Source organism: Paracoccus saliphilus, from assembly GCF_028553805.1.
In the GTDB taxonomy this organism is placed as follows: Bacteria; Pseudomonadota; Alphaproteobacteria; order Rhodobacterales; family Rhodobacteraceae; genus Paracoccus; species Paracoccus saliphilus.
On the sequence record NZ_CP067141.1, the window covers coordinates 154,228 to 179,991 of the forward strand.

The following is a 25,764-nucleotide window of genomic DNA, read 5'->3' on the forward strand; positions in this document are numbered from 1 at the left end:
GCAGCCGGGGCAGTCGGGCGAGGTTGTTGGTGGCCTGCCGAGGGTGGTGTAACAGTACAGGACGGCGCAGCGGACCTGAACCTCCGCGACCTGCCGGGCGAGCTCTCGCGCCATGAGGCTCTGGCCCAGACGTTTTACACAATGCATCTTTGCCTCGACACGACTTCGACGGTGATATTGGCTCCATCGTCGCCAGATCGCAGGACGAGATATTTGACCGCCCGGAGGATTTCGTTACGGGCGCCCACGCCGGCAGTTGTCGGCTTCCAGGGTTTGGCATTCTTGCGCGGTGGAATGATCGCCTCTGCCCCTCGATCCGCAATCGCATCGTGGCCCTTGCGGGCATCATAAGCCCCGTCACCGGTCACGGAGCCGATGTCCTCATCGGTTGGGAGCTGGTTGAGCAATTCCGGTATTCAGAATGCGCTGATCAATATCAAGTATCGTCAGCAAAGCCGGATGGCCACGAAATCATTTCTCCACAACTGCACGCTTGTAGGAATGTTCAAAGCAATGATAAAGTCAAATGTCGACTTGCCACAAAACCGTAGAGCACATCTGACGGCCCTTCAAACCCTCTAAGCGATCTCTGATGACGATACTCTTCCGCCTCATCCTGTGCATCCTGCCGACAGTTGCGTTCTCCGAAGATGGCTGGAGATCTATCGATCTCGCTGGCATCCACTACGCGGTCGAGCGCAGCATCCTACACTCTGGTCGCTGGCAGGAGAGGCTGCATTATAGCTCAGATTGTCGTCCACCTTCCTGCTCCATCGACTTCGATGAGCGTATCAGCGCACTGCATCTGCGTTATAAATGGGCGCATTTAAACCCAGAGAAAGATGTTTATAATTTTACTGAACTAGGCAGTTTGATTGATGAGGCCAACGAAGCTGGAAAATATGTTACAATCAACATAATGGCCGGGAAATATACACCTTCTTGGGTGTTCAACGAAGGCGCTGCGCATCTGAGCATGGAAATGATGAGTGGCGACGATTTCTCTCAGCCACTGATGCCGATTCCCTGGGATCCGACCTTCGAACATGCCTACTTCGAACTCATGAATCACCTTGCGGAATATCTGCGCCAAACACCGCATCGCTACAGAACAGTTGCGTTAATTAAGAATGGCGCATTCGTCGTTCATTCGGGCGAAACTCGCTTGATGCCACCGAAGGCATTTGACAGGGATATCGGTAAAGATGACGATACTAGGAAGGATATGATCCGCAAAGAGCTTTGCGCTGATTGGGCGCAAGCCGGGTACAGTGAAGATAGGGTGGTTCAAGCTATATCCGACATGAATTTAGCGATCGCTAGAGCATTTCCAGATCAGTATATCGGCATATCCTTTGTCGGCGGGTCAAATCGGTTCCCCACTGTTAATAAGAAGGGAGCTTGCGCCTTTCCAGAGAAAAACAAAACAATTTCTCGAATTTTAAAAGACTTCATAGACGATTACGGAAATCGTGCCGTTGTTACAAATACGGTACTGACCGAACACACTGGAAATCCGAATATTATGCAATGGGTGCTGAAGCATGGTGGCAAAACATCATATCAGCTTGAGAGATACGCGATCGGGTGCCGTGAACCTAAAATACGTCAATGCGATGACGACGCAATTAACAAGGCATTTGAATCTGGCATTTCCGCAGGCGGCATTTTTATCGAAATACACGATGGAAATATCCATAGGCACCGAGAATATCTCGAAAAATACAATCGCGCACTTACTAAATGACCGGCTTTGATGATCGGTTGGGTAGCTCCTCCTAACGGCATTTGTGCCACTCAAGAGCGTGTCGCGTTTACTCGGTTCTGTATCCGGCGGCTTTGAAGAAGTTGTAGCATTCCTCTTCGCTGAACCCACCGCAGGCCTGCCCGACAGCCTGTCAAAGTTCGTCGTAGGTCCGTGCGGCAGCTTCCTGATCAGCGCCTTCAGCTTTGAGAAGGCCATCTCGATCGGGTTGAGATCTGGGCTGTAAGGCGGCAGGAACAGGAACCATGCGCCGATGTCGCGCAGGGGCCGAGCGGCGCCGGGGCTTTTATGACTGGACAGGTTGTCGAAGATGACGACATGGCCGGTCTGCAGCGTCGGCGCGAGTTGGGGTTCGACATAGAGATCGAACATCTCGCCGTTCATCGTCCCGTCGATGACCCAAGGTGCGTCCAGCCGGTCATGGCGCAAGGCGCCGATGAAGGTCTGGCCGCGCCAATGCCCAAACGGTGCGTAATCGATCAGGCACCCTCCGTGGCGTATCCGTCGGTTGTGCCCGCACAATCCAGTCGGCGTCCAGCAGCATCAACAACGTCGCTCTCACTACTCCTGCAATTCCACGACAGCAGCATGACCTGCGCATGCGGATTGTACAGCTTGGAACCTCGTACAGAACGTTTCTCCCTTCACAGTCAATTCGCACGTGGCATATGGCAAAAATTCGCGGTTCATTGACACGATTTCATTTGTCCGGCTTTCCCTTTCAAAGATATTCCATTACACCCCCGCTCGATAATGCGGCATCAGAGCAAGGCAACCACATATGCGCACCACGTCTACCCTGTTCGGTCCCATTCCACCACAATCGATCGACCGCCTACAACTCGAAACCTCGCGTATTATCGATATCTACCGGCTTCTGTTCCCTTCACAGAGATTGAATTTCTTCTTCTACGAAGGTGATAACCCGATCTGGGGTGAACCCTCTATAATCGAAGGTGAGGTGACACTTGCTCCGGAACATCTGAGTGCTGAGTTTCTAGGAAGAGTAGAGTGTCAAGGCGCACATGACGCCGCGCCAGTTATCACCATCATGGTTTCGGTGCCGCGAGCTCCTTTTCCGAGTGAAATGAAACTGCAGGATTCTGATTGGAACCCATTCAAGCCCTTGAAAGCCCTCTACGGTATTACCCCACTTTTCTACGAGGAAATTCGCTATAAGGTCGAAATGGCCCGCAAACGACGTGCAAGGCGCGTGCATGCTCACACTAGCCTTCCTCTCGGCAAAGGAACCTCGCTGCTACCACAGCCCCAAGACCCAAACAGCGGCAAACGTCCGGCAATTTTGATTGGCACCCATTGGCTCGAGGTGGGGGGCGCTGAAAAATTGGCTATCGACTCGGTTCGGTGGGCGCTCGAGGCCGGATTGCGGGTTTTTGTTGTAGCTGGAGTTGCCTCATTACAGCGCCTCGCAACAATGCTTCCCGACAGCCCGGATGTCATCTTCATCCGTCTCGACCGTTATCTGCCAGATCATCTGTGGCCACGCTTTGTTGAACAGCTGGTGTTGACTGAGAACATCCGATTGCTTCACATTCACCATTGTCGCGTCCTGTACGATGCTCTGCCGCAAATTCGGGCAAAGACCCCTTGGGTGAAGGTGATCGACAGCACTCATATTATCGAATATGCAGATGGTGGCTACCCAAGAATTTCGGGCGTATGGTCAAATTATATCGATATCCATCACGTCATTAGCCGAGAATTGGTCAATTACTATCGTGATCACTTCCAAATACTGAACAAGGTGACTCTGGGTCGGATGCTGGAGGGCAAGGACATGCGCATGTCCCTGCCTCCGATGACCATGCAAACAGCACAGAAAACCCTGTATGTCAGCTTCATCGGACGGCTATATTACCAAAAGCGCCCAATAGTACTGGTCGAAATATTACGTGCCTTGGCCTCTTGGGCGCAAAAATCCAATGTCGACCTGCGCGGTACGATCGTCGGGGAGGGTCCCTTCCTCAGTGCCATGAAGCAATTGATGCGGCGCTATAGGATTGATGACAAGTTCATCATGAAGCCCGCCGATTGCGATATCCCTGAGCTTCTGAGCCGTTCAGATATCCTGCTCGTGCCCTCGAACAACGAGGGACTCGCTCTAGTCTGCTATGAGGCGATTGAACATGGCTGTATTCCGATCTCGACCAATGTCGGATCACAGAGTGAGGTCATTCCAACAGATCTGCTTCTGCCCCTTTCCCCACGCGCTGCAGTTCACACGAGTGTTGAAATCATCGATAAATTATGGCGGAATAAAGATTTTCTTGCGTACCAGAAAGATGCACTGCATGCAGCTTGGGCTAGACTAGCCGCAGATCCAACCGCTAAAGACGTTTTGATGACTCATTACCGCGCCGCGGCAGGAACCTCGCAGGAATAATAAGCAAATCATGACCGTATTGACCAATACCACCGCCGTTATCGTCACGTACAACCGATCGGCCAAGCTGATGAAGGTCCTAGATGCATTGGAGCGGCAATCTTTGTCTTTGGATACAATCCTAATTGTAGACAATGCCTCTACTGATGATACTCAGGATCGGGTCGAGGCGTATGCCAAGGACATGCCTGTAATTCGCTATTTACGCCTTCCAGAAAATGTCGGTGGCGCGGGCGGCTTCCATGAGGGTATAAAAGCAGCCTATATGCAGGGCGCCCACTACATCTGGGTCTCGGATGACGACGCCTATCCAGAACCAGACGCGCTGCAGAAACTGCAGGAGGCAATTATTGAATTCGAGGACAGCTATCAGTGGCGTCCCAGCTTTGCCTGCTCGCGCGTCGAATGGACAGATGGCAGTCTGTGCGAGATGAACACACCGCATCCCGTTTGGGACTGGGCACGTTTTGTCCGGCCGGGAAAAGCCTGGGCGCTGGTGGATTCCTGTTCCTTCGTGTCGGTGCTGATCCCGCGTTGGGCAGTCAAAGAACACGGTCTGCCGATCGCCGATTACTTCATTTGGTTTGACGATGCCGAATATACGCGCCGATTGTCACGCTCCTATCCCGGTATCTTCTGCCCTGAAAGCCGGGTCACGCATGACACACCGGACAATCGCGGCGTCAATTTCGGCCTCGTCAACGACAAGAGCTTGTGGAAGTTTAAATATGGTGCCCGCAATGAAACCTCTTTCCGGAGACGCGAACAGGGATTTCCCGGAGTTGTAGCCTATATATACAGCGTGCACCAACAGATGAAAAAGGGAAGAATACCCTGGAAATTGCGCTGGAAAATCTTCCGTTCGATTCTGCGGGGTATGGCCTTTCGGCCTAAAATCCAGAACGTTTGAAAAAAGCAACAGACGCTGACCTGCCCGAACATCATCGAACGGCAAACCGTGCTGCACGGATCACGCGTGTCAGCCGACCTTCCTCGGCAGACGCATCTGCCCGGATCGTGACATCGCCGACTACAATATCAATAACGGAACTATCTTGCATAGACGGCGCAGCAGAAACGGGTTCCTCGACCACCAGTTCGGCGAACATCGGCAGGGCCGACACGCTTTCGGGCAGCGCCAGCTTGCCATTGTTGTCAATCGGCGTGCAAAATTGGGTCTGAATCAATTTCGTTGCAGCTTGGGGGCTCGTCTGATCATGATACTGCGATGAGCCTTGCCCTGAGCAACTCGATATTCGCACGGCCATACATCTGGCGTTTCAGCGTCTTCAGGCGATTGATCTGACCCTCGGTCTGCCCGTTCGACCACGGCTCCCGTAACGCGGCTGAACCCCCTTTTTTCGAAGGCTGGCCGCCGTGCGGTGCGCCTTCAGGAAAGTGCTGTCGATCATCAGGGTATCGCTTTGGTTCCCAGGCCGAGCCAGTTCCTGGAATATTCGCGCGAAAACACCCATCCGGGACCAGCGGGCAAACCGATTATACAAGGTCTTGTAGGGGCCATAGACTGCAGGCGCATCCTGCCATCGGAGCCCATATCGCTTGACGTAGATGATCCCACTTAGAACCTTGCAGTCGTCCGATCTGGCCCGTCCTCGGACTTTGGGAAAGAAAGGTTGAATACGCCGCATCTGTTGTGCGCTCAGCCAGAAATATCGCTTGTCTCTTTTGCTCATGACAAGCGTGAATCATCCAACGTGTTGCCATTCAATAGAAATTTATAGGGATGGACCCTAGCAACTGTATCTGTCAGGTCATCATTACCGCCGTGGCCCGTAAACTCGTGACCATCGCGAATGCTCTGTGCAAATCACGCCAATCCTGGGCGGCTCAAATCACCTGACAGATACAGTTGCTAGGAGTTATACTCGGCGAGTTTTTTATTTATGAAGTCACCATTTGGTCTGATCACTTGAGCCGCTTGCATCAATGCCCGCGCCAGTCCTAAATCGACATCTTCAGCTTTCAACGCCAGCTTACGCAAATTGTTTGCTTCCTTCTGATTCACATTTCCCGTTGGCCGCAACGGACGCAACAATCTCGCATAATAATCGATGATAGCTGCTGCACTGAGTTGGCTGGGTCGGATCTCATCTGATAGGTTCGCAATCTGGCTGAACTGCTCATTAATACGCTGTACTTTATTGATAAACTTGCTAATGTTGCCAATCCTGCTGATCGTATAATCATCCAGACTACCCCTACGATCCTTTGCTAATCGGCTGAATTCCAATATTTCTTCCGGTTGAGCTTGTTGAACCAGCTTCGGAGGCTCTTCCGGCAGGGGCATGTCGCAGCCGGCAACCCGCAAAAACTCTGCAATATGATCCCTGCCCACATGTTTGTAGGTCAACAACTTGATATTCTCCTGTCCGAAATGCCGTGCAAAGGCTGACCAGATCGGTTGCTGAGCTAAGAAATCATCATTGAGCTTCATAAAATAAACTGGGAAGGTCCGAGTCGCAACTGGCCCCTTGTTCAGCTCATTAAACCATGACTTAAGTAACGAGAACGGTTCCCGTATATAAAACAGGATCGTAACCTGATAGGTGGCAAGGTGTGCCTTTAGATTAGCGATTGCCAAATCCGGATCATCGCGCATGGCGAGTTGAACAAATTCCTCGCTCGAAAGAATCACTTTGTCTTCAGGCGCCTCGCTCAGTTCTGCATGTAGTTCTCTATACGCATCATCGGCAGAAATGGCTTCACCGTACCACGCAGGTCCCGCAAATCCGTACTCTCGTGCCAAACTTAGAGACAGTTGGCCGTGGTTCGTAGGATTATTTCTGGGCCGCAGGCCGGATGGATAGAGAAATCCGTACTCACGCATTGTGGATGCGTTCTGGCTAAGAAAGCTCTGAAGTGCGGAGGAGCCAGTCTTGTAGTGACCGATATGGAGAAAAATGTGCTTAGTCATGCCTGAGCCAAACGGATAATTTCATGACCGTCTAGCGCTGGCCTAGGCACGACGTCAAGCGGTAGGGAACTGCCGGTTGCAAATTGTTGCTCTCTATAATCCTAACTTCTTCAGCTTCTCCTCATCGAGAACGTCTATCAGTTTGGATTGAACCGGTTTGAAATCCCAGATCATCGCAGAACCTGTTTCAGGATACATCCCGAAATTACAATTGAATTCAATAGGTTGATCATTAATCTCCCAGAGCCTCGCCAAACGGGAATTTGCCTTGGAAAAATATTCCATGAACGTCATTGCTTCGCTCCGAGACGGTAAATACTCACCTTCCGGCGGCAAAGCCGCAACTATCTTTCTACGTTGTGATGCATCAACCCCTGCCTCTAATAGCCTAAGTCCGAGATAGGTCTGATTACCTCCCATTGATATGTTCGTCGTAATTTTTCCTATCGGCTCGAATGCTATATCGGTGGTTTCAGAAAAATCGGTGACTATGTCACCCTTCATCAGGCAGTCTCGTTCAAAAACCCGCAAGATAATGTTATCCTTTCCGAAGGCCGGAGCCCAAATTGTTTCCAACTTACGCGCATAGTTGAAATAGCGTTGGTAATATGGGCGATACCGCGGCAATGCTGTTACATTAGCCCCATAGAACCGCGCAGCAGCATGTCCCTCAATGACTTGTTTGCGATGGGCGAATGCCAACTGGTCCTGCCTACGTAGGTAGCAGATAATATAAATCCGCGTGAAGTATCGTTCGATTATCGCCGCAAATTTTGCCACCGTGACTGGATCATTGAGCCAGAAAAAATCCTCATCCGAGCAGATAAATTTTTTTGTATTTAGACTAGCTAGAGAAACCGCATCTGCAAAGATCGTTTCAGCCCTTTCCAGGTCGATTTGCGCCTGAAAAGCCCTGCGTTTCCCGCGAGAGCGAACCAGTTTGCTGCTCGGCTTACGCAAATCTATAAAGGTGGTATCGCTATCCTTGGCTAGATATCGACGTAATGCATGTTGCAGCGAAGTCGTACCAGTCTTGTGCGAACCTATATGTAGAAAAAGCGTCCGCATGATCCGTTCTATCCTCCATTAACTGCACTTAGTGACTGAGCTTATTGGCCAAAACTGCTTGGATCTCTGCGGCATCAATCGGCTCACCAATAGCATCGAAAACCGGCTTGAGAGCCAAGGAATCGGTGCTGAAATCGGCGAAATTAACCAAACTTGTGCATCTTGGGTGGCGGGAATGATAGTCCTCGAACATCGCATCCATATGAGTCACCATGGCCTGCACTTGATCAGGATCATGATTGGGCCACCAACCCGATTTTGCAACTTGTGTTCCGTCACGTGAGCTCATCACGATATGCGCATTCGGAAAGTCGTTGCGGATGAAATCGAGAAAGTCCGGCATGCGCGCGCCCATGCCATTGTAGCGGATTTCTTTAAAACCGATCCAGCGCGCATCTTCAGGAGGGTTAAGAACATGACGCACGAAAGCATCTCGAAGATCCGCCGCAAATTTGTTCGGGGCGACAGCATCGGCACCATACCAGGGATGGAAGGGAGCCTTACCCCCTTTCTGCCATTTGGTCTTGGTGCGCCGAGCCCGCTGAACGGCATCAAACAATGGCAGGAATGTATTGTAATTTTCTCCCCGAATGGTGCAACCAGGGATCGTCATGAGAAGGTTTTGTAGCAGCGTCGATCCGGAGCGACCATAGGTGACGATAAACAGACAGCCTTTCAGGTTGGGGTAGTCAGAAGCGAGGCGATGCGTCTGGTTCATCATCATTTCCAATTTCATAAATTCTGGCAACATCCTGAGACATGTATCGGTTCTTGATCTTGCGCCGCAAGGGATGTTTTTCTGTAGTAAATATATCACGTGGTTGCTTGCGAGACATAAAAACGCCGTATGTACATGGTGTTACAATGAATTTTGCCTGAAGATCATCTCATCCATTACTCACATTGGGGATGATATAAAGGCGGACATGGTTTTGCCTTTGGCGAGGCAGTTCATGAACGCATCTGCCGTATCCAGCGCTTCTCGGATCGTGACATCCATGTCGAGATAGCGATAGGTGCCCAAGCGACCCACGAAGGTCACGCCTTCTGTCGCCTCAGCCTTGGCAATATACTCCCCCAGCAAGGCTTTCTCCTCGACGAGGCGGATCGGGTAATAGGGAATGTCTCCGGGTTCTGCCGCACGGCTGTATTCGCGACAGCAAACACTGCCTTCATGTGTTTCCCAAGGCGAAAAATGCTTATGCTCGGTGATGCGCGTATACGGTACGTCACGATCACCATAGTTCATCACCGCACAGCCTTGATAATCGCCCTGATAGGTAAAACGCTCAAAATCAAGCGTGCGATAGCCCAAGCGCCCATGTGCGTAACCGAAGAACCCGTCCAGGGGCCCCGACCAGAAGACATGATCGGCTTCGGCAGTCATGTCTGGCGTAAACGGGGTCGATAACTCGACCGTGATGCTGGGATGATCGAGGATCCCTTCAATCATCGGCGTATAGCCATCACGTGGCATCCCCTGGAAGCGGTGGAAGAAGTAATTGTCGTCATAGTTGAAGCGCACTGGCAGACGCTTGAGGATCGAGGCCGGAAGCTCACTCGGCGAACAGCCCCATTGTTTCTCGGTATAGCCTTTGAAAAAGGCCTCGTAGAGGTCGCGGCCGACAAAGCGCAGCGCCTGTTCCTCGAAGGTTTGCGGACCCACTATGGCAGCATCAGCCTGTGACGCGATGAAGGCTTTCGCTTCATCAGGACGCAAAGTCTTGTTGAAGAACTGATTAATTGTCAGAAGATTGATCGGCAGCGAATAGACACCCCCCTGTGCCGTCGCCTTCACCCGGTTCTGGAAGGGCAGGAATTCGGTGAAGCTGTTAACATAACTCCACACCTCTTCGTCATCCGTATGGAAGATATGAGGACCGTAGACATGCATCATCACGCCAGTCTCAGCGTCACGCTCGGTATAACAGTTCCCACCAACATGATCGCGGCTGTCGATGATCCGACAGGAATGTCCCGCTTCGGCCAGCTTGCGACCAATCACCGCGCCGGAAAGCCCAGCCCCTACCAACAATACCTGCATTCTGCTCTATTCAACTTTCTGTCTTTTCCAGGATCGGTCAACTACCTTCCTATATCACGTAGAGCAAGACTGACATCTCATCGCGTTGGCTGATCCATATTGCTCAAGTGCACTTCTATGGCATCTTCAAGCTCATCGTAGTAGGTCATTTGCCCATTTTCCAGCACCGCACCTGCCTGACAGGTCTGGCGTAACATTTTCATCGAATGTGATACAACTATGGCACCGGCCTTGTTCATACGTTCGTTGAAAACGCGGTTTGATTTGGCCTTGAAGGATGCATCTCCCACAGCAGAAACTTCATCGACCAGATAGGTGTCGAAAGGCACCGCCATCGAAACGCCAAAAGCCAGCCGCGCCTTCATACCGGAAGAATAGGTACGAATCGGCATATAAAAATGCGCATCCAGCTCTGCAAAATCCTCAACAAATTCAACCATTTCATCTGTATCCACATCATAGATACGAGCCACAAAACGGCAATTCTGCTCACCCGTCAATTCGCGATGAAAAGATCCCGCAAACCCCACCGGCCAGCTGATCGTACCATCCGATAGGATCTCTCCGGAAGTAGGCAGCATTTCTCCCGAAATCATTCGCAAAAGTGAAGATTTTCCGGCTCCATTGCGCCCCAGCAATGCGACCGAAACACCAGTAGGAAATACCGCATTGATATTATCGGCTACTGTCGTGCGGTGGTTATTCAAGAAATAGGATTTTGTCAGGTTCTGTAGTTGTATCATCGCCGGTCACGTAAACTATAGAAGATCAACACCCCAATAATCCAGATCACCAGCAAAAAGCCGCTTAAAATCATCATCAGTCTGGCACGCTCGGGGTACTCGGCCTCTTGCGCGAGAGTCGGTTTGACATAGGCCGCCAGATAGCGCGATTGACGTGTAGCCTCGGCTCGAGCGGAATCATAGGCCGCCAAGGCAGCTGTGTAAGTACTTTCTGCGAAATCACGATCTACGGCCAAGGATTCATATTGACCAACGACATCCGATAGTGCCTCACCTGTCGCAGTTTCCGAACTGAATTTCTGCCGCTCAGCCTCGATTTGTTCACGAATTACCCTGATACGTAGCTCAGATTGCTCGATACGCGGATCACTGGGTTGAGCATTGGCCTGCAACAGGCCCAGCTGGACCAATGCCTCAGCCAACTGCTGCTGCAAAGAGGAAACAACGCCAGCCTGACTTTGTACATCGGCAGATGGGTCGACCATCTGGTGTCGGTTGCGGAAAGTTGTCACTTCCTGACGAGCTTCTTTGAGCCTCTCCAGCGCATCCTCCAACTCGATCCGCGCATAGCGTAGTGCATCTTCACGAGCAACATCGTTCAACTGGTTTATCAGGATGGTGCTTTCATCATAGATTGCCTGTGCTATAGCATGGGCATCTTGAGCGTCGAATGCCAGCACTCGCAAATCGATCATCCCATTGTCGTAATAGACACGAACCTTGCGATCCCATTCGCTCAGCAAATCTTCCAGCGAGGTATTGCCGGTATAGGAAAACACAGGATCGTCTGGGGCCTTGGACCATATCTCACGCAGGTCCAGCCGAGCATCCACACGCGCAACCAAGTCGTGGCTCTGGATAAATTTATAGAGAATATCTGTATCACTGCTAGAACTATTGGTCATCCCGACTAAAGACGTAATTCCCCCCAGGACCTCACTTGAGGTCGAGCCGGTTTCACTGCGCACCGAAAAGCCCAGATAAGAAGCATATTGATCAGCAGCACGCGTCCACAGATACCAGGCTGAGACTGCTATAGGCAGCAGCACAATCAGCATGAAGCTGAATGCAAGTACAATATGGCGCCGCTGGACATGGGCCTTGCGAGCGGTCGGGCGAACCTGTGGCAGAGGCGCATTCTGGCGCCTCTTCGGCCGGCTATACTTTGTCAAATCGCCACGACCATCCGGGCCCTTCTTGTTGGCCCTCTCACTTTTCTTGCTCTTGACGCTTTGTTGATCAGAATTCTGGCCGTCTTCCACCTTCGCCTCGTTGTTACTGTGCGTCTCTACCGTCTATTCTTCAGGAAGCCTTTTCACTCACAGAGTCGTGATCAACGCAACGCGATGACACGATTGTGAGCAATAACGGGCTATAATTCCGGACGCCTGCGTTGTTCTGGGGAGCCTCTGGTTGCCTCATGAATAACTCCGAGGCGTTTTCTCGGGCAAGCTATAAGTGTCGCTCCAAACCGTCTGTTGATCTCTACGCGAGACTCTCATACATAACTCGGCACAACAGTTCCAGCACCGATCCATCACAAAATCTTGGTCCTTCATGGCAGAAGCCCCGTAGACAGATGCCCAGTTCCGTTACACCAACAGATGAAACGCAACTGCGACCGGCGCACAAACAGCGCCGATTCGCCAGTTTGCGCGCCATCGGGGCACTGATTCTACGCGAGATGTCTACCACGAATGGACGAACAGCACATGGTTATGTGTGGGCTGTGGCCGAGCCAGTTGGTGGTATCATTCTTCTCACTATCATCTTCTCCCTAGGCTTCCGTTCGCCGCCGATGGGCACAAATTTTGCGATTTTTTACGCAACCGGGCTCGTTCCGTTCATGTTCTATATGTCACTGTCGGGGAAAGTCGCGCAGTCAATTCAATATTCGAAATCACTCTTAGCCTATCCAGCCGTGACTTTCATGGACGCGCTACTGGCGCGAATATTCTTCAACACCGTGACGCAAATCTTGGTCTCCTACTTGATCTTCACGGGTATCTACCTCACGCAAGAGACACGCACAGACCCGCAGATTACCGGAATCGCTCTTTCGTTGTTGATGGCTTTCGTCATCTCGGTCGGAGCAGGAACATTGAACTGCTTCCTTTTCGCTGCCTTCCCCTGGTGGCAGTCGGCTTGGTCCATTCTAACACGGCCACTCTTCATCATATCCGGTATCTTCTTCATCTTTGACGACGTGCCAAAGCCGTATCAGGACTATCTGTGGTTCAATCCGCTGACGCATGTCGTCGGGCAAATGCGAAAATCTTTCTATCCGTCTTATATTGGTGATTATGTCAGCCCAGTTTACATATTTTCAGTGGGGCTGACGTTGATGGCCATCGGATTGGCACTATTGGTCCGCTATCACCGCGACTTGCTGAACAGCTGAACTCCTAGAAAAAGCCTGACACACGAACACATGCACGTGATCGGTCGATAATACCCCGCGTAAGATATCGACTTCGTTCTCGCGGCAGACTTGCCGGCAAAATGTCGCGCAATGATCTGTTTGAAGAAGATCTGCAGGGCTTTGCCGCGCTTCCGGCCACCAACTATGGCGACTGGATCACCCGCAACCAGAACATGATCACAACTGGTGCTAGCGGCACTGAAAAACTTGCCTTGCCTGCGCATTGGGACATGCCGCAGTGCACAACGCGAAATCGACGAGATATGTCCGCACATCTCGCCTGGCGGAGGAACTCAATTTTGCGCGGCTGCGACAGCAGCCTGTCAAAGCTGCGCACGAAGCTGACTAGGGCGTGTTAACACTTCATCATGTCGATGATGAGTGCGAAATTGAGGAACGCCCTGAACATGACATCGAGCTTGTCGAAGCGGGAGAAAATGCGCCTAAAGCCTTTCAGTCTGCGAAACAGGCGTTCCACTTCCTCCGGCCTGAACAACCCGGAATGTGTTGATTTTATAGCTTTATGGCAGGATTTTGTTCGCTCTGGATCGCAGGGTTTTATAAGCTGTGGCCGGAAAGCTTGCAATTTCAGGTCGCCCCATGAAGCCTCATTCCCGTGCTCCCGAACAGGATGATCTGCTACGACCGCGATTGGTGGACATGCTCGATGCCCGCCATGAACTGGTGAAGCTGGCTACGTTGATTGACTGGGAGTTTTTCGATCAGGAATGGGCGGGGTTTTTCCCGTCACATCGGGGTCGGCCAGCGACCTCGCCGCGGTTGATCGCGGGGCTGATGTATCTCCAGCACGCCTTCAATCTCTCGGACGAGGCGGTCGTCGCCCGGTGGGTGGAGAATCCCTACTACCAACACTTCACCGGCGAGACCTTCTTCCAGCACGGTCCGCCGATCGATCCGTCCTCGATGAGCCGCTGGCGCAAGCGGATTGGCGAGGAAGGGGTGGAATGGTTGCTGACCAAAACGATCGAGGCGGCACGCAGTTCAGGTGCGGTCACAGACAAGAGCCTGAAACGGGTGAGCGTGGACACGACGGTGATGAAAAGAATATCGCGCACCCCACCGACGCCCGGCTTTATGAGCGGGCCCGCAGGCAGCTGGTCGCCCTGGCCGCCGAGGCGGGGCTGACCCTTCGGCAGAACTATAATCGCCTCGCGCCGAGGCTGGCTCGGCAGGTCGGGCGCTATGCCCATGCCCGCCAGTTCAAACGGATGCGCAAGGCGCTGAAGAAGCTCAAGGGCTACACGGGACGTGTGTTACGCGATATTCGCCGCCAGCTCGATGATATTCCCGCCGGGGCGCTGCGCGAGCGGGTGCTGGATATGCTGGTTCTCATCGGTGGGCTGCTACAGCAGGGGCCGAAAAGCTCCGGAAAAATCTACGCCCTGCATGAACCGCAGGTGGATTGCATCTCGAAGGGCAAGGCGCGGCAGCGCTATGAATTCGGCACCAAGGTCAGCATCACCACCACCATCGACGACGGATTCGTCCTGGGAACCCGCAGCTTCCCCGGCAACCCCTATGACGGCCATACCCTGGCGCCCGCCCTGGAGCAGGTCGCGATCCTGACCGGCGAGACCCCGGAGCTCGCCGTCGTTGATCGCGGCTATCGGGGCCACGGAGTCACAACCACCCGCGTGCTGATCAGCGGCATGCGACGGGGCCTGACGCCGACACTCGCCAGGTTGCTGCGACGACGCAGCGCCATCGAGCCGGAAATCGGGCATATGAAAACCGATGGTCGCCTGGCACGTTGTCCGCTCAAGGGGCTGATCGGTGATGCCATCTTTGCCGTCCTGTGCGGATGCGGTCACAACATCCGAAAGATCCTCGCCCATCTCAGGGAGTTGTGGCTTCTCATCCTGCTGCTCGCCAGTTGCTCCCGTAAGATCAACTGGCGTCGGGCACTCGAAAACTGCCCAGCCTGAGCGCTCTTTCAGGCGCGACTGCTGATCAAAACGCCTTGCTCGAACGCATCTGCAGATTGTTCAAGATCGACCACTTCGTTTCGGCGCTTGTAGAGGCTGCGGTCATATTGCCATGATGCAGCTCTGTTTGCCTTGGGCGGCACGACCGGTTCGAACCCCAGATCGAGCACCAGCTGCCGGGTTTCGTCGCCTTCATAGGCCCGGTCCATCAGCATAGGCAGACCAGTGAGCCCTGTATTCCACTGCTTCAACAGCGACCTGCCTTCGGGCGCATCATGCGCTTGACCGCCCGAAAGGCTGAAAGTCAGGGCTGTTCGTTCATTCGCGGCAACCAGATGAACCTTGGTGTTCCATCCTCCGCGGGATTTCCCGATGGCTTGGGGTCCCTTTTTTCCGGTGCTCCCGTGCCATCGGGATGCACCTTCACACTTGTGCTATCGAGGCCGAGACATTCAACTTTGATGCGGATCAGCCGATGCTCCTGCAGGGCAGCGAATAGCCGGTCGAGAACGCCCGCTTCGACCCATCGCCGCAGCCGGGTATAGACGGTATGCCAGTTGCCGAACCTGGGCGGCAAAGCGCGCCATTTGCAGCCGTTCTCGGTGATATAAAGCACCGCATTGATCATGGTCAGATTGGAAATCCGCACATTGCCACGCTGAACCGGTAGATAGGGGCGAATCAATTCATATTGTTGTTCGCTTATCTCATTTATTTCATGAGTTTAGCAGAACCCGTGCAACATAAATAGCGTTAAAACGCCCTAGGTTGGATCTATTGATCCTGGATGATTTCGCGCTACTTCCGATGGGACGGCAGGAAGCCGTAAATCTGTTCGAAGTGATTGAGGATCGGGACGAGACAGCTTCAACCATGCTGATATCGCAGCGCCCTGTCGCTGACTGGTGCGAAGTCGTCGGCGAGGACCTCTTGGCAGATGCCTTCCTAGACCGGGTTCGCAATCAAACCCACCGAGACCGGACTGTCAGAGTATTGGAATTTTTGCATCCTCGCACTAGCAAAGGGATGCATGATACCTCTCTCAGAGAGCTGGATTGGTATTGACAGGCAAGGGCGATCATGCCAGCAGATCTACCTCCAGTCGCAGGATATGGAAGCAAGGTTGAGCTGACAAGAAATCCAATGCTTAAATCAAAGATCAGAAACAAGCAAACCTGCACCATTATATCCCGCCTTATTGGTATACACAACTAAAATGCACACAACGGCTCAATAAATATTTCTGAGATGAGAATGTCACGATATTGCTTAAAAAAATATATGAAAAAATTTCACCCATACAACAACGCTACGGGAGAACAAGCATGATTATATCGGACGTCGAAAAATTCGTGTTTGTTCACAACCCGAAAGTTGGCGGAATGACTTTCCGGACTGCCCTTATGCCATTTGATACTCGAGAAAATTTTTTTTTCGAATGGAAAGAAGTCGGAGATTTGAAGAAAACACTGGATTTAGCGCATATTACTCCATTTCAACTAAATCGGTTCTTCCCTGATGTATTTGCAAGCATAGAGTCATATTATAAATTTGGTTTTTCCAGAAATCCATACAGCCGGTTCATGTCAGCAATTTCTCAGCATTTAAAGCTATGCACTCCATATATACGAAATGCCGTTTTATCAAATGAGGACCTCTTTTATGGCATTGCAAGCGAATTTGCGTTAACCTCCCTTAAACAGGATATAATTGATCAAGATGTCCGAATGGTTCATTTTCGCAAGCAAAGTAACTTCTTCTATTACTCTGGAAAAATTTGGGTTAACGATGTATTTAAACTCGAAAATTTACATGAGGTAAAAGAAGAAAGTATTGGAAAGTATCTGGGAAATTCCATTGACAATCCGATAAATCAAACAAGCGGATATGGTGGGGCATATGATATAACACGTCTTACTCGTGACGCCATTAGAGCTTTAAATGAATTTTACGGCGTTGATTTTAATAATTTTAAGTATGAAAAATTATCCTGACAGTTATCAAAGGATCCAATTAAGGCACCGAATTGGCCGTTTGATCACATAACAGAGTCATACAGGTATCACGGCTGGTTGATGTTGTAGTTTCGGGACCGTCATTTGCGGTACGGATGAGATCAGGAATTCGAATCTGCCGAGAGATAAAGGTCACTAGCTATCCCGGGAACCCACCCTTGCATCGAGCAACACCGGAGTCCCCATCGAGCGCATCAGATTAGAAGCCGGTCCCATGACCCTGTGACTTTTGAAGGGCTAGCCTTCCAGGGATCAATATCGAAAGAGCTCACAAGCGGGCATTTCTCTGTCAATCGGCACAGCTTGCCATGCTGTGAAGGTTTCGATTGGCGACGACCCGACTGACATGCATCACCCACACGCGTGGAGTGATTTATCCACCTGCTTTGACGTGCGTTTATGGCAACGCCGTACGATCTATGGTAGTAGAGCGCATGTCGAATGACGCCTATTGAAACCGCCAAAATGACCGACTTCGACTCGCGAGCCTACCTCACAATCATCGTCGACCGTATCCATAATCACAAGATAGCAAGAGCGACGAATTACTCACCTAGAATTGGAGCTCAGGACATCTGGCCTGATGTCATAGTCAGACAGTTACGCTAATCGGCACACAAATTGGGAGAATTGATTTGCAATCTGTAAATAATACCACCAAACGCCTCACATCTCCAAAATGGCTGACAGACTTTTCGGTGTCGCCGCACAAGCGGGGTTTCTTTATCTCGGATGATGAATTCGCCTTACAACATACTGATCGAGACTCGAGCACGCTCTATGTTGGTTTTGATAATCTTGCAGGTGCCCGATCATCGTACCGTATTCGAGACCCATGGGGATACACTTTTGCAGAAAAATCAGGTTGGTCATATCTTGGTGGATTCGCTTTTTCTCCAAATTGGTACCGGAACACAAGGTTATTCTATACTCTTCAAAAACTTTCTGACGATGGTTTTTTTGAGAAATATGAGAAAGTGGTTTTTTCAGGATCATCAATGGGAGGATATGCAGCTTGCGCCTTTTCTTCCCTATCTCCCAATAGTATTGTAATCGCATTCTCGCCTCAATCAACGCTCTGCCCAAAGATTGTTGGATGGGAAACCCGGTTTCGGTCTGGCCGTAAAGCGGATTGGAACGGTCCTTATTCAGATGCAGCGAATGAGCTCCAGCACGCCAAAAAAGCGTGGATAATTTATGATCCAAAAACACATCTGGATCAACAGCATGCCATCCGCCTTAGAGCTCCGAATGTAACCCTTCTTAAGGCATCGCGAACTAATCATACCACGATACAGGTTTTGCGAAAGATAGGTATACTTTCAACAATTGTGCGCGAGTGCGTCGATGAAAGCATGTCAGATACGAGGTTCTATGAACTATTCAGAAAACGACGAGAGAGTCACGCCTTTCTTCAGAGATTTGCTGAGGATGTCGGAGCGTCCAAAAGTGTAGTGCGAAAAGAACGTCTTAGGGATATTTTATACCAAATGAAAAAGCCTGCTTTGGCAGATCGGCTATTTAAATAGGGATGGTTAAATATTAACAACGCCGATTTTCGGAGAACCCGACTCCTAAAGAGCGACACTTTCTCACTGAGTTGGCCGCTGGCACAAGTATTACGAGGTATCGGAAGTGATTAATTGAAGGAGCTCAATCGGCTCTAAAAGAAGAATTAACGACTGAGAATAGCGGAGGAACTGAGCTTTACTCGCTATCGCACCTGCATCAATCATTTGCGCAGCGAGGTGAAGATTCCGAGTGCCGTACTCGCCGCGTCCTGATCCCATTACCGGAGCGACCTATATCGAACCTGGTTCACCTTGGGAGTACGGATATTGCGAGAGCTTCAATAAACATCGGCATAGGGGAATAATTTGCCGTATCGCACCCGAACCGTCGGCAAGATTCCCCACCGATCACGGACCTGGCAAGGCCCGGCTGGACAGTCTCAGACGGAGCGCATTATACAATCCTCAGGCATATCGAAAATTCAAGCAAAGGATTGGAACGGCACGTGAAAAAGCTATTTCTGCATATCGGCTTCAACAAAACCGGTTCGACAAGCCTACAAAAGAATTTGGCGGCCAATACCCATGTACTCGCGCGGCAAGGCATTTTTTATCCTCACGATCCGCAGGCTCCATACACGCAGCGCTGGCAGCACGTTCCACTGGCTGCCGCCGTACCCGGCCGCAACCTACCCTGGCTAGTTCCTAAGAAACGCGCCACACTCGCACAGGCTTACGATTCGCTATACACCCAACTGCACCACAGCAACTTCAACACGTTGGTCCTGTCTTCGGAAGGGTTCGGTGAAAGGGCTATGGGAACGGACAAGATCCAATGGTTGAAGGACCAGTTTCCAGATTTTGAGATCACTGTCATCGCTTACATTCGTCGTCAGGATTCCTATTTCCTTTCCACCTATCAAGAAAGTGTCAAAGCCGGCCGCAGCCGACCTTTCAATTTCTCCGATCATGGGAAAGTTAAGGAACTTTACTTCGGTCAGAGACTAGCACCCTGGCGTACAATCTTTGGAGAGCAAAACGTTCTCGTGCGCCCTTTTGATCCAAAATTTTGGCCGGAAGGCGAGCTGTTCTTCGACTTCCTGCAGGCGATCGGGGCAGCTAGAGATGGCACGGCGCTGCAAGCCCCGGAAAACGAGGGCCTCGATTATCGCGCAGTCGAATTCATGCGTCAGATCAATCAGTTCGTTACCGAAGCTGGCCGGGATGCCGGAAATCTGAGGCAACGAGTCCGCGCCAACAAACTGACGGCCACATTCAGTCAACTTTTGGAAACCAAGGGCAAGGTGCAGAAAATGTCACTCTCCACCGAACAGGCCGAAATTCTGCGCCGTCATTTCCGCAACGACAATATTGATGCTCTTCAGGGTAGCGGCATTGATCCCGATGAGTTCTTTCCGACAATCGCGTCTGACCGCGCAGCAATGCTCGCGCCACAAAATCTGGAGCCCCGAGATCTGATGTTGGTGATTTCGCGTATGCAGCTCTCATAACCAACTACAGTTTGATCTTGGAAAAGATAATCTGCAGCCTCAGGCCCGAAGATACTTTATGCCGTTAGTTCCGCCATGGCTCGCGCCCATACCATAAGCAATCTGAATTGCTGGTGATCCAGATGCTGGGTGGCATCAAGTGACTGCGGATGAGGCACGGCTTTTTCTCCCGCCTGCCTGAGCGCATCCTGCATTGGCGTTCCATCAAAGAATGCGCTATCGATCGCTTGCGCGTCTTCGGCATAGGTTGCGGTGATATCGGCGACGAGATTCATATGCAGAGCGAGCCGGGTCGCGTTCCGCTCAGGAAATTCGGCAAAAGACTGAACTAGTCGAATGCCGGCCTGCTCTTGCCGCAATGTCACCTTCCGTTTGCCGCAAGCCTGATGAAAGGCGCGAACCGCTACCAGATCCTCCAGCGAGGGAGAAGCATTCTTACTTGGCACATCAGTCACCGAGCACTCGGCCCCGTCGAGAATCTGATAAAAAAAATCAGTCACGACATCCGCCTGCCTCAACTCGGAGCGAACCATTGGCCTAACCGTTAGTCTATCTCCAAAAACGTCACGCCACAGGTTTAGCCGCGGATAATAATAGAAACCCCTCTGGAGCGCTCCGGTCAAGGGTTTAGTCTGAGCGTGCAAATCATCCATATCACCGCGAAAACTTCCATGCTTCACCCGCTCGGCGAAAGCAGCCAAAACCCTCTCGGCATGGGGGCGCAGGTAAATAATGATTTGCAAGTTGTCCTTGAACTTCCCGAAATGCTTGTTGATCATTTCAGCTAAGACTCTTGGATCGGCATATTCGAATTTCTCTGCCGATATTATACTGACATCCGCATCGACAGTCTCAATATTCCGGGCAATTCGCGAGAAGTGTTCATCCCGTTTGTTATACGCAGGATTCTGCCGAAAGAGTGTGTTTGCCAAAGGGCCATGCTGTCCCCTGATCTTTTCTCGCCCTTCATGCACACCGAGCCCCGGATAGAGGATGTCAAAACCTCTACAATTGTAAGTCTTCAATGCGAGAGTCGACTGAATCGCCGTGCTACCGCTCTTGAAGCTACCAATGTGAAAAACCAGCTTCTTGAGCATGATAGATTCCTCCGAAAGCGAATGGTTTAGTTTCAGGTTAGCGGGTCAGCAATTCAGCCAAGTGCCGCTTGTTCGGCATGATGCGTTGGCGATTATTGTTGGTCGTCACATTAATGATCCATTGGTCGACAATTGATTCCATTGACCGGCAACTGAAGCCTATGCAGAACAACCGGCTGGTTCAAGTAACGGCTGGTGTACCGATCGCTTCCGGTTCGTACTTCTTCCGTGACGCCCAACCACCGGCCCCGGATTTTCCGAGGCCGGCGTCGATCTCACAATCAGATCAGCGCGATGCCCTGAGAATGCGTTCGACCACCTTCTCGGCAGCCTCTTCGGCAGTCAGTTCAACCGTGTTCACGATCAACTCGGCGGTTTCGGGCTCTTCATAGGGGCTGTCGATGCCGGTGAAGTTCTTCAACTCGCCCGAACGCGCCTTCTTGTACAGCCCCTTGACGTCACGCTCTTCGGCCACCTCCAGCGGGGTATCGACATATACCTCGAGGAACTCACCATCGGCCATCAGATCGCGCACCATCCGACGCTCGGACCGGAAGGGCGAGATGAAGGCCGTCAGCACGATCAGCCCGGCATCGGTCATCAGGCGCGCCACCTCGCCGACGCGGCGGATGTTTTCCACCCGGTCGGCATCGGTAAAGCCCAGGTCGCGGTTTAGCCCGTGACGAACATTGTCGCCATCCAGAAGGAAGGTGTGCTTGCCAAGGGCATGCAGCTTCTTCTCGACGATATTGGCGATGGTTGATTTGCCCGAACCAGACAGACCCGTGAACCAGACCACGGCAGCCTTCTGGTTCTTGAGGGCGGCGTGGGCGTCGCGGTCCACATCGACAGCCTGCCAGTGGATGTTCTGGCTGCGGCGCAGGGCGAAACGGATCATGCCCGCCGCGACCGTCGCATTGGTCAGCCGGTCGATCAGGATGAAGCCGCCCAGATCGGGGTTCTGATCATAGGCCTCGAACGGAATCGCCCGGTCGGTCGAGATATTGACCACGCCGATGGCATTCAGCCCCAGGGTCTTGGAGGCCAGTTGTTCCATCGTGTTGACGTTCACCTCGTATTTCGGCTCGGTGACCGTCGCAGTGACACTTTGGGTGCCGATCTTCAGGATATAGGGACGGCCCGGCAGCATTTCCTCTTCGGACATCCAGACCAGCGTGGCTTCGAACTGGTCGGCAACCTCGCAGGGCTCGTCCGACTTGACGATCACATCGCCGCGCGAACAGTCGATCTCGTCCTCGAAGGTCAGCGTGATGGATTGTCCGGCAACCCCCTGGTCGAGATTTCCATCGAAGGACACGATGGACTTGACCTTGGTGGTCTTGCCCGAAGGCAGAACCCGGATCGGATCGCCCGGACGCACTACGCCCGCGCCGATCTGTCCGGCAAAACCGCGGAAGTCGAGATTCGGACGATTTACCCACTGCACCGCCATGCGGAAAGGATGATCCTGCAACCGCGCTTCGCTGATCGGGGCGTCTTCCAGATGGCCCAGCAAGGTCGGGCCCTGGAACCATTCCATGTTCGGGCTCTTGCTGACGATATTGTCGCCTTTCAGCCCCGAGATCGGGATCGGCTGGAAGCTTTCCATACCGATCTGCTTGGCGAAATGCGAATAATCGCTGACGATTTCATAGAACCGCTCGGCCGAGTAATCGACCAGGTCCATCTTGTTCACCGCCAGCACCACGTTGCGGATGCCAAGCTGGTTCACCAGGTAGCTGTGCCGCCGAGTTTGGGTCAGCACACCCTGACGCGCATCGATCAGGATAACGGCCAGATCGGCGGTCGAGGCGCCGGTGACCATGTTACGGGTATACTGTTCATGCCCCGGCGTGTCGGCGACGATGAATTTCCGCTTGTCCGTCGCGAAGAAGCGATAGGCGACATCAATGGTAATGCCCTGCTCGCGCTCGGCTGCGAGACCGTCGACCAGAAGCGCGAAATCGATCTCGCCCGACTGCGTGCCGACATTCTTGGAATCGCTTTCAAGGCTGGCAAGCTGATCCTCGAAGATCATCTTGCTGTCATAGAGCAACCGCCCGATCAGCGTCGATTTGCCGTCATCCACCGAACCGCAGGTGATGAAGCGCAGCATGGTCTTGTGCTGATGCTTCAACAGATAGGCGTCAATGTCCTCGGCAATCAGCGAGTCCGTGACATAAACGGGGTCTTTGGTATCAAGGGTCATCAGAAATACCCCTCCTGCTTCTTCTTCTCCATCGAGGCGGATTGATCATGATCAATCGCGCGCCCCTGCCGTTCCGAAGTGGTGGTCAGCAGCATTTCCTGAATGACCTCGGGCAGGGTGCTTGCCTCGGACTCGACCGCGCCCGTCAGAGGATAGCAGCCGAGCGTGCGGAAACGCACCGATTTCATCTGCGGTTCTTCGCCCTCGCGCAGCGGGAAGCGGTCGTCATCGACCATGATCAACAGCCCGTCACGCTCCACCACCGGGCGAGGTTCCGAGAAATACAGCGGCACGATCTCGATATTCTCGAGATGAATGTATTGCCAGATATCCAGTTCGGTCCAGTTCGACAGCGGGAAGACGCGGATCGATTCTCCCTTGGCCTTGCGGGTGTTATATTGCCGCCACAATTCAGGGCGCTGGTTCTTGGGATCCCAACGGTGATTGGCCGAACGGAACGAGAAGATGCGCTCCTTGGCGCGCGATTTCTCTTCGTCACGGCGGGCACCGCCAAAGGCCACGTCGAAGTTATACTTCGTCAGTGCCTGTTTCAGACCGTCGGTCTTCCACATGTCGGTGTGAAGGCTGCCATGATCGAACGGGTTAATTCCCTTCTCTACGGCTTCGGGATTGTGATGCACGATCAGCTTCATGCCTGCATCTTCGGCGGCACGATTGCGCAGATCATACATGGCGCGGAACTTCCATGTCGTATCGACATGCAGGAGCGGAAAGGGCGGCGGGGCCGGATAAAAGGCCTTCTTCGCCAGATGCAGCATGCAGGCAGAATCTTTTCCAACGGAATACAGCATGACGGGGTTGTCGGCATTGGCCACAACCTCGCGCATAATATGAATACTTTCAGCTTCGAGACGCTGCAAATGGGTCAGCGTGGCCGGGCTGATTTCAGTGTCAGTGGCAGGCTGGGTTGTCATGGCTATGAACTCATTTCTTATACGGGGTGGCATTTGGCAGATCTCGGCGGCAATACCAAGAGGGGCGGCGGAATAACGCCCAACATCCAGCATGAAGCTGTCCATTGCATCGGTTGCGTTGCTCGATCAGCTCCTCATATTGGTCTCAGCACTTAAAACTCCCGTAAAAACTCAAAACGCTGATCCAAATAAATCGCCGCCACCTTACGAACATCAGTTGCGGAAAAACCGGATGTCGCGACGCCATGCCAAAAAATATCAGGCGGCAAATCCTTGAGAAAGATTTTTGATTTTTCATATACCTCATTCAGAAAACCCGGAGGCACATAATTTCCACACCATATAATGTGCTTGAGAAGCCACCCAACATAGGAGTGCAGATGTCTGTCCGTTAATCCGTCTTGATCAAGCTTATCCTTTATTATTCTTGCATGATCAAAAATTTTAATAAATTTTATGCCTTGTTGACCAACCGTTTGACCAGGTCGATTCATTCTGTGTATATGAGTTATTTCATTATAAAACGTAAAAGATTCAGATTTCACTGTAGTCTCCCAGTGGAATGGGTTATCTTCAAAGAAGAAATCCCCAACCGGGAAACGAATCTTATTTCTATTTAAAAAATCCGTTGAATATATCTTCCTCCATGGGAATGGCGCCATTTTTATAAGAATATCTCTCTTATCTTCGAGCGGAAGATCATCGCCAAGAGAAGTCCAGTATGAATCTTCAGGATAGTTAGTATAAACACCGTTGTGATTCCAGTACTCCCCGCAATTGCATACAACGAAATCATTATTACCTCTCCTAAGGATCTCTACTGCTCTCCTTGTCGGACCTGGAACAACCCAATCATCCCCATCAACGAAAAGCGTAATTTCACCCGTCGCAACATCCATACCGGCATTCGCGGCAGCCGCTACTCCCCCTGGAGTGTTTTTCGGAAAGTTTATAGATACAATATTTTTATCCAAGTTGTTGCTATTAATAGTATCAATTATTTCTCTTGTCTTGTCAGTCGAGCAGTCATCGACAATAATTATCTCGCAGTCGTCGAAGTTGCAATCGATAACAGATTGTATTGCTGTTGCAATATACTCCTCAACATTATAGCAAGTTATGATTGCGCTTATCTTCATTCCCGCTGCCCTTTCTCTAA

At 51.7% G+C, this 25,764-nt stretch carries 21 protein-coding genes and 7 pseudogenes; 10 read left to right on the forward strand and 18 right to left on the reverse strand.

Features of this window, described 5'->3' with window-relative positions:
* Positions 1-134: 134 nt before the first annotated feature.
* On the reverse strand, positions 135-368 hold the full coding sequence (locus JHX88_RS21745) for a transposase (RefSeq protein WP_272848299.1): 234 nt from the start codon (positions 366-368) through the stop codon (positions 135-137).
* Positions 369-592: 224 nt separating this feature from the next.
* Here JHX88_RS21745 and JHX88_RS21750 point away from each other — a divergent pair, with 224 nt between their 5' ends.
* A complete protein-coding gene (locus JHX88_RS21750) occupies positions 593-1,747 on the forward strand; it encodes a hypothetical protein (RefSeq protein ID WP_272848300.1) in 1,155 nt (384 codons plus the stop codon).
* A 240-nt stretch (positions 1,748-1,987) separates the two neighbouring features.
* On the opposite strand, the pseudogene JHX88_RS22425 reads toward JHX88_RS21750, so the two are convergent.
* Positions 1,988-2,287 (reverse strand): annotated as a pseudogene (locus JHX88_RS22425) (transposase); the annotation flags it as partial.
* 259 nt (positions 2,288-2,546) lie between these two features.
* Here JHX88_RS22425 and JHX88_RS21760 point away from each other — a divergent pair.
* Together JHX88_RS21760 and JHX88_RS21765 are read left to right on the forward strand one after the other, a co-directional pair.
* Positions 2,547-4,169, forward strand: coding sequence for a glycosyltransferase (locus JHX88_RS21760; RefSeq protein ID WP_076526932.1), 1,623 nt, complete (start codon positions 2,547-2,549; stop codon positions 4,167-4,169).
* A 10-nt stretch (positions 4,170-4,179) separates the two neighbouring features.
* Positions 4,180-5,079 carry a glycosyltransferase family 2 protein gene (locus tag JHX88_RS21765; protein ID WP_076526933.1) on the forward strand — a complete coding sequence of 300 codons (900 nt, stop codon included), beginning with the start codon at positions 4,180-4,182 and terminating at the stop codon, positions 5,077-5,079.
* A gap of 31 nt (positions 5,080-5,110) precedes the next feature.
* On the opposite strand, the gene JHX88_RS21770 is transcribed toward JHX88_RS21765, so the two are convergent.
* From JHX88_RS21770 to JHX88_RS21810, 9 genes and pseudogenes are all read right to left on the reverse strand, one after another.
* Positions 5,111-5,356 (reverse strand): hypothetical protein, encoded by a 246-nt coding sequence (locus JHX88_RS21770; protein ID WP_076526934.1) that lies wholly within the window; start codon positions 5,354-5,356, stop codon positions 5,111-5,113.
* 28 nt (positions 5,357-5,384) lie between these two features.
* A pseudogene (locus JHX88_RS21775) lies at positions 5,385-5,516 on the reverse strand (transposase); the annotation flags it as partial.
* Positions 5,492-5,863: pseudogene (locus JHX88_RS21780) on the reverse strand (transposase); the annotation flags it as partial. The pseudogenes JHX88_RS21775 and JHX88_RS21780, both read right to left, overlap by 25 nt.
* Positions 5,864-6,042: 179 nt before the next feature.
* Positions 6,043-7,104 carry a hypothetical protein gene (locus tag JHX88_RS21785; protein WP_076526936.1) on the reverse strand — a complete coding sequence of 354 codons (1,062 nt, stop codon included), beginning with the start codon at positions 7,102-7,104 and terminating at the stop codon, positions 6,043-6,045.
* Between the two features lie 93 nt (positions 7,105-7,197).
* Complete coding sequence (locus JHX88_RS21790) at positions 7,198-8,172, reverse strand: hypothetical protein (RefSeq protein ID WP_076526937.1); 975 nt, start codon at positions 8,170-8,172, stop codon at positions 7,198-7,200.
* Between the two features lie 28 nt (positions 8,173-8,200).
* Entirely contained in the window at positions 8,201-8,896 is a 696-nt protein-coding gene (locus JHX88_RS21795; RefSeq protein ID WP_076526938.1) for a sulfotransferase, read from the reverse strand.
* 174 nt (positions 8,897-9,070) lie between these two features.
* Complete coding sequence (gene glf / locus JHX88_RS21800; protein ID WP_076529228.1) at positions 9,071-10,216, reverse strand: UDP-galactopyranose mutase; 1,146 nt, start codon at positions 10,214-10,216, stop codon at positions 9,071-9,073.
* Between the two features lie 77 nt (positions 10,217-10,293).
* Entirely contained in the window at positions 10,294-10,959 is a 666-nt protein-coding gene (locus tag JHX88_RS21805) for an ABC transporter ATP-binding protein (RefSeq protein WP_076529119.1), read from the reverse strand.
* Positions 10,956-12,221: a KpsE/RkpR family capsule polysaccharide export protein gene (locus tag JHX88_RS21810; RefSeq protein ID WP_141225962.1), complete on the reverse strand. Its 1,266-nt coding sequence runs from the start codon at positions 12,219-12,221 to the stop codon at positions 10,956-10,958. The genes JHX88_RS21805 and JHX88_RS21810 overlap by 4 nt, the downstream gene beginning before the upstream one ends.
* 317 nt (positions 12,222-12,538) lie before the next feature.
* Between JHX88_RS21810 and JHX88_RS21815 the strand changes: the two genes are divergently transcribed.
* Positions 12,539-13,360 carry an ABC transporter permease gene (locus JHX88_RS21815; RefSeq protein WP_076529124.1) on the forward strand — a complete coding sequence of 274 codons (822 nt, stop codon included), beginning with the start codon at positions 12,539-12,541 and terminating at the stop codon, positions 13,358-13,360.
* A 21-nt stretch (positions 13,361-13,381) separates the two neighbouring features.
* On the opposite strand, the pseudogene JHX88_RS22430 reads toward JHX88_RS21815, so the two are convergent.
* Positions 13,382-13,459, reverse strand: a pseudogene (locus tag JHX88_RS22430) (IS200/IS605 family transposase); the annotation flags it as partial.
* 2 nt (positions 13,460-13,461) lie between these two features.
* On the opposite strand from JHX88_RS22430, the gene JHX88_RS21820 reads away from it, so the two are divergent.
* Entirely contained in the window at positions 13,462-13,740 is a 279-nt protein-coding gene (locus JHX88_RS21820) for a hypothetical protein (protein WP_272848301.1), read from the forward strand.
* Here JHX88_RS21820 and JHX88_RS21825 read toward each other — a convergent pair.
* Positions 13,737-13,862, reverse strand: a pseudogene (locus tag JHX88_RS21825) (IS5-like element ISCARN85 family transposase); the annotation flags it as partial. The gene JHX88_RS21820 and the pseudogene JHX88_RS21825 sit on opposite strands and share 4 nt — an antisense overlap.
* 119 nt (positions 13,863-13,981) lie before the next feature.
* Here JHX88_RS21825 and JHX88_RS21830 point away from each other — a divergent pair.
* Positions 13,982-15,327: pseudogene (locus JHX88_RS21830) on the forward strand (IS5 family transposase).
* Positions 15,328-15,362: 35 nt separating this feature from the next.
* Here the strand turns inward: JHX88_RS21830 and JHX88_RS21835 are convergent.
* Positions 15,363-16,042 (reverse strand): annotated as a pseudogene (locus tag JHX88_RS21835) (IS5 family transposase); the annotation flags it as partial.
* Between the two features lie 62 nt (positions 16,043-16,104).
* On the opposite strand from JHX88_RS21835, the gene JHX88_RS22435 reads away from it, so the two are divergent.
* The 4 genes from JHX88_RS22435 (at position 16,105) to JHX88_RS21855 (ending at position 20,364) form a co-directional block, all read left to right on the forward strand.
* On the forward strand, positions 16,105-16,392 hold the full coding sequence (locus JHX88_RS22435; RefSeq protein WP_176011512.1) for an ATP-binding protein: 288 nt from the start codon (positions 16,105-16,107) through the stop codon (positions 16,390-16,392).
* Between the two features lie 260 nt (positions 16,393-16,652).
* A complete protein-coding gene (locus tag JHX88_RS21840; RefSeq protein WP_076529132.1) occupies positions 16,653-17,321 on the forward strand; it encodes a sulfotransferase family 2 domain-containing protein in 669 nt (222 codons plus the stop codon).
* Between the two features lie 656 nt (positions 17,322-17,977).
* Positions 17,978-18,871 carry a hypothetical protein gene (locus JHX88_RS21850; RefSeq protein ID WP_141225964.1) on the forward strand — a complete coding sequence of 298 codons (894 nt, stop codon included), beginning with the start codon at positions 17,978-17,980 and terminating at the stop codon, positions 18,869-18,871.
* 488 nt (positions 18,872-19,359) lie between these two features.
* Positions 19,360-20,364 carry a hypothetical protein gene (locus JHX88_RS21855; protein ID WP_141225965.1) on the forward strand — a complete coding sequence of 335 codons (1,005 nt, stop codon included), beginning with the start codon at positions 19,360-19,362 and terminating at the stop codon, positions 20,362-20,364.
* A gap of 56 nt (positions 20,365-20,420) precedes the next feature.
* Here JHX88_RS21855 and JHX88_RS21860 read toward each other — a convergent pair whose 3' ends face one another.
* The 4 genes from JHX88_RS21860 to JHX88_RS21875 form a co-directional block, all read right to left on the reverse strand.
* Positions 20,421-21,461 (reverse strand): hypothetical protein, encoded by a 1,041-nt coding sequence (locus tag JHX88_RS21860; protein ID WP_076529138.1) that lies wholly within the window; start codon positions 21,459-21,461, stop codon positions 20,421-20,423.
* Between the two features lie 286 nt (positions 21,462-21,747).
* Complete coding sequence (gene cysN, locus JHX88_RS21865; protein ID WP_076529201.1) at positions 21,748-23,670, reverse strand: sulfate adenylyltransferase subunit CysN; 1,923 nt, start codon at positions 23,668-23,670, stop codon at positions 21,748-21,750.
* Positions 23,670-24,605: a sulfate adenylyltransferase subunit CysD gene (gene cysD / locus JHX88_RS21870; RefSeq protein ID WP_076529199.1), complete on the reverse strand. Its 936-nt coding sequence runs from the start codon at positions 24,603-24,605 to the stop codon at positions 23,670-23,672. Before cysD ends, cysN begins: the two co-directional genes overlap by 1 nt.
* Before the next feature lie 152 nt (positions 24,606-24,757).
* A complete protein-coding gene (locus tag JHX88_RS21875) occupies positions 24,758-25,744 on the reverse strand; it encodes a glycosyltransferase family 2 protein (protein ID WP_076529203.1) in 987 nt (328 codons plus the stop codon).
* Positions 25,745-25,764 lie beyond the last annotated feature (20 nt).